Origin of the sequence: Selenomonas bovis DSM 23594, from assembly GCF_000381005.1 — a bacterium.
GTDB classification, from domain to species: Bacteria; Bacillota; Negativicutes; order Selenomonadales; family Selenomonadaceae; genus Selenomonas_C; species Selenomonas_C bovis.
In genome coordinates this window covers 25,879-34,309 of the sequence record NZ_KB908402.1, presented here as the reverse complement: position 1 = coordinate 34,309, position 8,431 = coordinate 25,879, and the positions used below count along the sequence as shown (strand labels likewise).

7 protein-coding genes are annotated in these 8,431 nt (G+C 60.8%); 1 reads left to right on the top strand and 6 read right to left on the bottom strand.

The features are described from left to right. Positions 1–500: 500 nt before the first annotated feature. Entirely contained in the window at positions 501–923 is a 423-nt protein-coding gene (locus F599_RS0110150; RefSeq protein WP_019543423.1) for a cytidine deaminase family protein, read from the bottom strand. Positions 924–973: 50 nt separating this feature from the next. Further along, the gene (locus F599_RS0110145; RefSeq protein ID WP_019543422.1) at positions 974–1,651 is read right to left on the bottom strand and encodes an MgtC/SapB family protein; all 678 of its coding nucleotides are present in this window, start codon (positions 1,649–1,651) and stop codon (positions 974–976) included. Positions 1,652–2,097: 446 nt separating this feature from the next. Here F599_RS0110145 and F599_RS0110140 point away from each other — a divergent pair, with 446 nt between their 5' ends. After that, positions 2,098–3,372 carry an LCP family protein gene (locus F599_RS0110140; protein ID WP_019543421.1) on the top strand — a complete coding sequence of 425 codons (1,275 nt, stop codon included), beginning with the start codon at positions 2,098–2,100 and terminating at the stop codon, positions 3,370–3,372. A 562-nt stretch (positions 3,373–3,934) separates the two neighbouring features. Here the strand turns inward: F599_RS0110140 and F599_RS0110130 are convergent. From F599_RS0110130 to F599_RS0110110, 4 genes are all read right to left on the bottom strand, one after another. Further along, positions 3,935–5,224 (bottom strand): NAD(P)-dependent malic enzyme, encoded by a 1,290-nt coding sequence (locus F599_RS0110130; protein WP_019543419.1) that lies wholly within the window; start codon positions 5,222–5,224, stop codon positions 3,935–3,937. A gap of 359 nt (positions 5,225–5,583) precedes the next feature. After that, the gene (locus tag F599_RS0110125; protein ID WP_020700570.1) at positions 5,584–5,808 is read right to left on the bottom strand and encodes a hypothetical protein; all 225 of its coding nucleotides are present in this window, start codon (positions 5,806–5,808) and stop codon (positions 5,584–5,586) included. A 499-nt stretch (positions 5,809–6,307) separates the two neighbouring features. Continuing rightward, positions 6,308–7,252, bottom strand: a complete 945-nt coding sequence (locus F599_RS0110115) for a Ppx/GppA phosphatase family protein (RefSeq protein WP_019543417.1) — start codon at positions 7,250–7,252, stop codon at positions 6,308–6,310. 19 nt (positions 7,253–7,271) lie between these two features. Next, the gene (locus F599_RS0110110) at positions 7,272–8,300 is read right to left on the bottom strand and encodes a pyridoxal-phosphate dependent enzyme (RefSeq protein ID WP_019543416.1); all 1,029 of its coding nucleotides are present in this window, start codon (positions 8,298–8,300) and stop codon (positions 7,272–7,274) included. Between the last annotated feature and the right edge of the window lie 131 nt (positions 8,301–8,431).

Genomic DNA, 8,431 nt, shown 5'->3' with positions numbered 1-8,431 from the left:
AGAGTTGAAAACTTCCGCCGAGGGATGTATAATCTCCTTGTAAAATTTGATTTTGCATATCTATATTTTACGCCTGTTGCCAAGGATTTTTAAGTCCTTGGCAACATTTTTTTGCAAACTAAAAGGGGCTGCTACACGTTGTTGATACGTGCAACAGCCCCGAAGATACGGACATACACGAACGCCCCGCCTTAGGGAAGCGCTGAATTAATCAGTGCTTCCCTAAGGCGGGGCGTTCGTGCGTCCAGCAGCAGGCAGGAGCAGCCGTTCTCACTCAATGCCCAGATCTTCGAGGAGTTTCTGCCGATATGCCGCATCCGACGAAGCACGTGCGAGATCGTCATAACGCTTCTCTTTCAGCAGGACACGGTTCAGAGCCGCGAGGGCATCCATCCCCTTCTTCAGCCCCTCCGCATGACCTTCCGCGCGACATCTTTTTGATTTCCTTCGACTGATACCTCGGGATCTTTCTGCCCCCTTTCATTCATGCACGCCATCCTTCACTTCCCGAACGTGAACCTCTTATTCGCTTTCATCCTCACATAGTACGGCAGCAGCGCCTCGAGTGGCTTTACGTCCGTGAGCCCGTTCATGTTCGCCATGACGACCTCCGGTACATCGAACTCCGCGAGCAGCTGGAGCGAGAGGCCGCTCGGCACATACGGCTCCTCCGTATCCGCGATGACGGCGATACCGTCGAACTCGCGCTTGCCGTCCGCGAGCGCGATATGCATCGCCACCTGCTCCGCCGTCACGCAGAGCTGCGGCATGCGGTTCTCGAGATTGCAGCCGCTGTAGAGCGTCCCGTCCGACGCCAGCACACAGGCGCCGACCGCGAGCGACGACTCATGCCGCACATACGCATTGCGCGTGATATCCATCGCCTGCCGCACCATCGTGTCAATAATCGCTTCATTCAACATACCCATACCTCCATGAATCCTAGACAGCACGCTGCACTCCCAGCGGCTCCTCAACCAATCTCCACGCCGCGCACGCCGCGCAGCTGCTGCACAGCCTCCGCGATGACAGCACTCCTCACCGCCTGGCGGTTATAGACATCAAGCTCGATCGACAGCATCCGCACCCCATCCTGCGGCGGCGCCTCATGCACCTTGAGATCGCGCACCGAGAGATCGAGATCCTCGAGGCAGGCGCTGATATGGCTGAGCTGCCCCGGCGCATCACACGCATGGATCACGAGATAGAGATGGCGCTCCTGCGCCACCCACGCGTCGAGGCGCGAGAGCACGCCGAGCGTCGCGAACACGAGCCCCGTCGTGAGCAAGGCTCCCACATACAGGCCCGCGCCGACCGCGAGCCCCACGCCCGCGACGACCCAGAGACACGCCGCCGTCGTGAGCCCCGTGACCGTCAGGCCCTCCTTCATGATCGCCCCGGCGCCGAGGAAGCCGATGCCTGAGACCACCTGCGCCGCGAGGCGCGCCGGATCCGCGTTCGTATGCCCCTCGACGCGCAGGTAGATCTCCTGCGAGAGCACCATCACGAGGCAGGAGCCGAGACACACGAGCATATTCGTGCGCAGCCCCGCCGACTTATGGCGCGACTGCCGCTCATAGCCGATGATGCCGCCGAGCACGCAGGCGAGCACCAGGCGCAGCAAGAGCTCGCCCTCGCTGATCTCCGTCATCCATCCGCCTCCTCTCATATCTCATGTCCCTATTATACTACAACTAACGTCAGCAAACACCTCTTTGCACAAGAGAAAATTTGCTTATCCACACACTCATCCACAGTTGTGGATAACTTCTCCCCCTCCCTGGATACGAACTGCCATCCGCCCAATCATTCCGGACATCCCGCCAATGTGTACAATGTGCATAGAAAAATCCGACGCGTCCTGTGGATAATGTGGATAAAACAGGGGATAACTCCATATTTAGCTAAAGAAATCCACCGTCAGACTATATTTAGCGTTTTTTCTCCACAAATCATCCCCATGGAATTGTGGAAAAGCCTCACCCATTTTTCAGCTTGACGCGCTATGATAGGAAGGCTGATATTGCACAAAATTTGAAACCTCATTATAATGGAAACTGTCTACTTGCAACCAAATCGCGAAAAGAAGGTATTGTCTTGCCAAACTCCACCATCCCGCCGCGGCGCACGCGGAAGAAAAAGAAATCACGGTTCTGGACCTGGCTGCTCGTCCTCCTCTGCTTCGTCGGCGCGGCCGTCGCCGGCGCCATGTTCGCCTCCTCGTCGCTGCTCGACAAGACGGCGGGCGACGCCGTCGAGGAGGGCCTGCTCACGGCGAAGGACAAATCGACCATCATGATCATGGGCGTCGATGCGCGCGAGGACGATGTCGGGCGCAGCGACACGCTCATGATCGCTGCTGTCGACCCGAAGAGGAACCAGGCCTCCCTGCTCTCCGTGCCGCGTGACACGCGCGTCAAGATCCCCGGCCACAGCTGGGACAAGATCAACGCGGCCTACGCCTACGGCAGCGCCAAGAGCGGCATCCTCGGCGGCGAGAAGCTCGCCCAGCGCACCGTCGAGGACTTCCTCGGCGTCAACATCGACCACTACGTAGTCATCGACACGCACGCGTTCCAGAAAATCATCGACGCCATCGGCGGCATCGACATCGACGTCGAGAAACGCATGTACTACGAGGACCCCTGGGACGACGACGGCGGCCTCGTCATCGACCTGAAGCCCGGCATGCAGCATATGAACGGCAAGACCGCCGTTACCTACGTGCGCTACCGCGACGAGGAGGGCGACATCGGCCGCATCAAGCGCCAGCAGAAATTCATGAAAGCCTGCATGGACAAAGTCACCTCGCCCTCCATCATCCCGAAGCTGCCGACGGTCATCAAAGAGGTCATCGGCTCTGTCAAGACCGACCTCTCGTTCCGCCAGCTGCTCGAGTTCGCGGGCACGCTCAAGGAGGCGCAGAAGAACGGCCTCAAGACCGAGATGGTCCCCGGCCGTCCGCTCTACATCTCCGGCGTCAGCTACTGGATCCCCGATGTGGAGAAACTCCGCACGACGCTCGCCGAGACACTCGGCATCCAGCTCTCCCCATCCGCGCGCCACAGGCTCGAGCAGGCCGCACGGGAATACGAGCGCTCCATCCCTGCGAACGCCACCGAAGTTCCCGCCTCCGACCACAGCATCGGCAACGTCAAGAGCAGCGCGCAAAAGAGCGGCAAGAGCGAGATCAAGCGCTCACAGGAAACGACGAAGAACAGCACCTCCTCACGCGACCGCACGACGGCGGGCAGCAGCAGCGCCGCCACCGACGCGCGCAGCGAGGACACGCAGACGAGCCAGCAGCGAAGCGACACAGCTGCCGCAAGCGACAGCGCCCCGACGCCAAGCGCCGGCGGCAAGACGCGATAAGCGCAAAGACAAAATCAGATCGATCTCAACAAAAAAGGGGAACCGATTGCTCGACGGGAGCAACCGGTTCTCCTTTTTGTTGAACGATGCTGATGCCACTATCGCAAAACGCGCGAATATGCTACACTAAAAAAGCGAACCATTTGATATGGTGGCCACGGTTGTCGGGCCTCTGCTCCGATGTAAATCCAACGAAAGGGCGTGATGCCGATTGGCGTCACGAAAATAAAGGAAAAGCATCGTACCTGTGCTCGCTATGATTTTCATCATCGCGATTGCAGCGCAGTACGGCATCATCGACAAGGACTTCGTCCTCTCGCTGGTGAAGGCAGTTTTCTGCCATAGCTGAGATCCCTTTTCGGCGGCGCTCGTCTTGATATGAAAAAGAAGCTATCTCACAAATAGCTTCTTTTTCGGGAACGTCGGTGGCCATCAGCGGTAGCAACGCTGTTTGTATGGCCGAAAAGATTTTCTTCTGTCATACATCGGAGCGGCCACCACACGGATGGTTCGCTCTTTTGTTGGTTCTATTATACTATCAGACCGCCAGAACGTCAACGGCTCACGCGCTCGCGACGGCTGTCTCCGCACTCTGGCCGAGCAGCTCGCGCGTATGCCGCGCGACGTCGTCCGGCGTGAGATCCGTGCGGCGCGCGACGCCGGTCGCAAGCGCCGCCGCCGCAACGGCGCGCGCGACGGTCGGCGCGACGCGCGGGTCGAACGGGCTAGCGATGACATGCTCCTCATCGAGCACATCCTTCGAGATCAGCGACGCGATGGCCTGTGCCGCCGCGATCTTCATCTCGAGGTTGATGTCCTTCGCGCGCACATCGAGCGCGCCGCGGAAGATGCCCGGGAACGCGAGGAGGTTGTTGACCTGGTTCGGGAAGTCCGAGCGCCCCGTGCAGACGATGCGCGCGCCCGCCTTTTTCGCGAGCGCCGGCATGATCTCAGGCGTCGGGTTCGCCATGGCCATGATGACGGCGTCCTCGTTCATCGAGCGCACCATCTCCTCCGTCACGCAGCCCGCGACCGACACGCCGATGAAGACATCCGCGCCCCGGATGACATCCTTGAGCGCGCCCTTCTCCTGCTCGAGATTCGTGATCTTCGCAATGTCGTCCTTGTAGGGATTCATGCCCTGCGGACGGCCCGCGTAGATGGCGCCCTTCGAGTCGCAGAGGATGATATGCTTCGTATTCATCGCCTGCAGCAGGCGCGTGATGGCCTGCCCCGCGGCGCCCGCGCCGTTGACGATGACTTTCGCGTCCTCGAATCGCTTGCCGATGAGCTTGAACGCGTTGATGAGCGCCGAGACGCAGACGATCGCCGTGCCGTGCTGGTCGTCGTGGAACACGGGGATGTCGAGCTTCTCGCGCAGGCGCGTCTCGATGTCGAAGCACTGCGGCGCCTTGATATCCTCGAGGTTGATGCCGCCGAACGACGGCGCCATGAGCTCGACCGTGCGCACGACCTCATCGACATCCTGCGTATCGAGGCAGATGGGCACGGCATCGACGCCAGCGAAGCCCTTGAAGAGGATCGCCTTGCCCTCCATGACAGGCAGGCCGGCGCCCGCGCCGATGTTGCCGAGGCCGAGCACTGCCGTGCCGTTCGTCACGACGGCGACCATGTTGCCCTTCGTCGTGTAGTCGTAGATCTTCTCCGGATGCTTCTCGATCTCGAGGCACGGCTCCGCGACGCCCGGCGTATACGCGAGCGTCAGATCCTCCGCCGAGGAAAGCGGCACCTTGCTCTGGATTTCATATTTTCCCTGATGGGACGCATGGAAGCGCAGCGCGCGCTCCTTAACGTCAAATTTTTCAAACTTTTCTTTTTTCAGCTTGCTCATGCGGCATTCGTCTCCTTCGCTTCGTGAAATGATAAAAAGCAATCTGCATTACTTTATGTGTAAAGTTGTAAGGTTGCATTCATTATACATATCTCGGCGGGAAAAGCAAATATATAATTTTTATCGTCATGATAAATTGTTGTAATTTTACGGAAATACTCACCATTACATACTGCCCATCCCGCATGTTCTTCCTTTACTGCAAGGACGGGCGCACAATGTCCACAAAGTGGACGTTTGTGCGTTGAGTTTGCTATTGCGGAGGAGTATCCTATGGCGGCCCGGACTGGGAAGTCCGCAAAATCGCCAAAGACAACGGCCTGGCGTTCTAAGCAGCGGCCTTCCCTGGCTGCAGCCGCTCAGCCCTGATTCGGATTCCAGCTGCTGGCGCCCAACGGCTCGATCGGATGCGCGTCGCGAAGCGGCGCCCCGCAGTTCGGGCAGCCTTTGTCCTCACCGCAGCTGTCGCAGTAGAGCGTGCCGCAGTTGCTGCATTCATATAAGAGTTCCTGCTGTTCTTCCTTCTCCTGTGCACCGCAGTAGCTGCAGTCCTCGTGCAGGACAAATGCATTTTCATTCGCCATGGCCATCACATTCCTTTCTTTTGCCCGGGAGGTCCCTTTCTTATCTGCCGCCCGGAGCGCTGAGGGGATTCGTTCTCCATAGTCATCAGTATACAGATCTGCCGCTGCCATTTCTGTCACGATTGCAACAAAACAGCAGAAACACGTTCCAGGACCGGCCCCGGCGATGAAAGCACGGCGAAAACAAAAACAAGAGGCACCTGCCGCATCTTCCCGATGTGACAGGTGCCTTTCCCTAAGGAACCGCTGATTAAATGAAGTGCTCCGGATTTACGCGGATGCGCTGTATCTCTCTAGGAGACAAGCCGCAGGCGTAGCCGAAGCTACGCTGAGGATTGTCGACGACGAGAGGACAGTGCAGACGCGTGAAGACGGAGTGCTGAATTAATCAGTGGTTCCCTAAGAAACCACGGATGAAATATCGATGTAGGATCAGCCGCCGAAAGCCAGCATCCGCCTGCCGCGCATACATCGGCGGACGCTCAGATCGATCGCTCGGTCATCGCTGCGGGCACGGAAATGATGCCGCTCCGCCACCGATGATCTCGCTGTAGATGAACCCCTCGCGCACGCCGGAATCGCTGTACGTGATGCGCTGCGTGCCGAACTGCTCCGCGATGACAGACGCGATCACGAGCCCCGGCAGGATGGTCGGCAGGCGGTCTGGCACGGCGCGCATGAGGCGCACGACATCCTCCTGCGGCAGTGCGCGGTCGCGCACGAACCGCTCGATGAGCGCTGAGAGACGCGCGGCCTCCATCGTCAGATCATCGGCCGCGTCGCCGCCATAGACCGCGCGGTAGAGCGCCAGCCCGCTCTTGAACGTGCCGCCGATGCCGCAGATCGCGGGCGCCTTCACCCGCGCGAACGACACCGCGCCCGCGAGCACCTCCTGCGCCGCCGCCCGCATCGCCGCACACTCCGCGCGCGAGGGCAGCACCTCCGCCGAAAAGCGCGCGTGGAACGCCGTCGCGCCCATGGCGAGGCTCACCTTCTGCTCGATGCGCCCTCCGGCGAACGCGACGAGCTCCGTGCTGCCGCCGCCGATGTCGACGAGCAGCCCGCGCTCACCTGCGAGCCCGTGCGTCGCCCCGATGAAGTCGAACGTCGCCTCCTCATCGCCCGAGATCACGCGGATCGAGAGCCCCGTGCGCCGCTCGATCTCCGCAACCGCCTCGCGGCTGTTCGACGCGTTCCGCAGCGCCGCCGTCGTGAACGCCCGCACATGATCGATATGGAAACAGGCGAGGAACGAACGGAACTCCAGGAGGATCTCGACCGTCTTCTCGATGCCCGCCTGCGTCATGCGCCCGTCCTTGACATAGCCCGCGAGCCCCACGATATGCTTCTTCTTCAGCAGCATCTCCGCGCCGCCCGCCGGCGAGATATCGTAGACCGCCATGCGCACCGTACTCGAGCCGATATCGATCACACCGTACAGCATTTTTCTCACCTGCCTCCGCTCACCGTTTGAACCCGCTGCCCGTCACCGGCACGATCACGCGGTAGTTGTCCGGCTTGCCGTGCGGGAAGAACTTCTGCGCCGCCGCGAGCCCCGCCGCCGCCGAGAGCTCCGCGTAGACACCGCGATGGCCGAGCGCGCGCTGCGCCGCACGCAGCTCCTCCTCCGTCACCGTCACGACCGCGCCGCCGCTCGACTCCACCGCGAACAGCATCTCCTTGAGCCGCTTCGGCCGCTCGATGGAGAAATTCGGATCGTCAAAGAGCGAGGCGGGCGCCTCCGCCGCGGCAGCCCTGTTGCCCGCGATGCCCTTCGCCTCCTCGAACGCGCGGTAGAGCGGCGCGCAGCCGTCGCTCTGCACGGCCACGAGACGCGGCAGCCGCCCGACCTCCATGAACCCGAGGTAGAGGCCCATGAGCAGTCCCCCGTTGCCCGCCGGCACGAAGATATACTCCGGTACCTTGCCGCCGAGCTGCTCATAGAGCTCGTGCGCGAGCGACTTCACGCCCTCCGTGAACAGCGGGTTGTACGCGGGCGAGGCGTAGTACCAGCTGCTGCCGAGATGGCGCTTCACCTCCGCGCACGCATCCATGCGCGTGCCCGCGACGCGCACCACCTCCGCGCCGTACATCGTGAGCTGCTGCACCACGGACTCAGGCACCCCCGCCGGCACGAACACCTTGCACGCCATGCCGGCCGCCGCCGCGTACGCCGCCATCGACGCCCCCGCGTAGCCCGCCGAGTCCAGCGCGATGCGCTCGATACCGAGCGACGCCGCCACATTCACGAGCGCCGCCGCCCCGCGGTCCTTGTACGAGCCCGTCGGCTGCAGATTCTCGAGCTTCAGCAGCACGTCGATGCCTCCCGCCTGCATCGGCACGAGCGGCGTCACCATGTGCCCGATATGCACCGTCTGCGGCACCTGATCCTCCGCATCCTTGTGCAGGCGGAACAAGCCGCCGCAGCTGCAGCGGATCGCGTGCGTATTCAAGGGATACTGCTTCTTGCACTTCTCACAATAAAAATACATCGAAAAGACCTCCCCCACGGGCCGAAAAGAACCGCCATCTCATTTTACGAATAAAGACATATTCGCCATCCATTTTGGAAAATCCTTCCCGCGAACCAGGAATCCTCCCCCTCCCCCTTGCATAAAAGCGC

Excerpts from the sequence above, each read along its gene's own strand:
- F599_RS0110150 (WP_019543423.1), bottom strand. The coding sequence starts at position 923 with ATGTTGAATGAAGCGATTATTGACACGATGGTGCGGCAGGCGATGGAT.
- F599_RS0110145 (WP_019543422.1), bottom strand. The coding sequence starts at position 1,651 with ATGACGGAGATCAGCGAGGGCGAGCTCTTGCTGCGCCTGGTGCTCGCC.
- F599_RS0110130 (WP_019543419.1), bottom strand. The coding sequence starts at position 5,224 with ATGAGCAAGCTGAAAAAAGAAAAGTTTGAAAAATTTGACGTTAAGGAG.
- F599_RS0110125 (WP_020700570.1), bottom strand. The coding sequence starts at position 5,808 with ATGGCGAATGAAAATGCATTTGTCCTGCACGAGGACTGCAGCTACTGC.
- F599_RS0110115 (WP_019543417.1), bottom strand. The coding sequence starts at position 7,252 with ATGCTGTACGGTGTGATCGATATCGGCTCGAGTACGGTGCGCATGGCG.
- F599_RS0110110 (WP_019543416.1), bottom strand. The coding sequence starts at position 8,300 with ATGTATTTTTATTGTGAGAAGTGCAAGAAGCAGTATCCCTTGAATACG.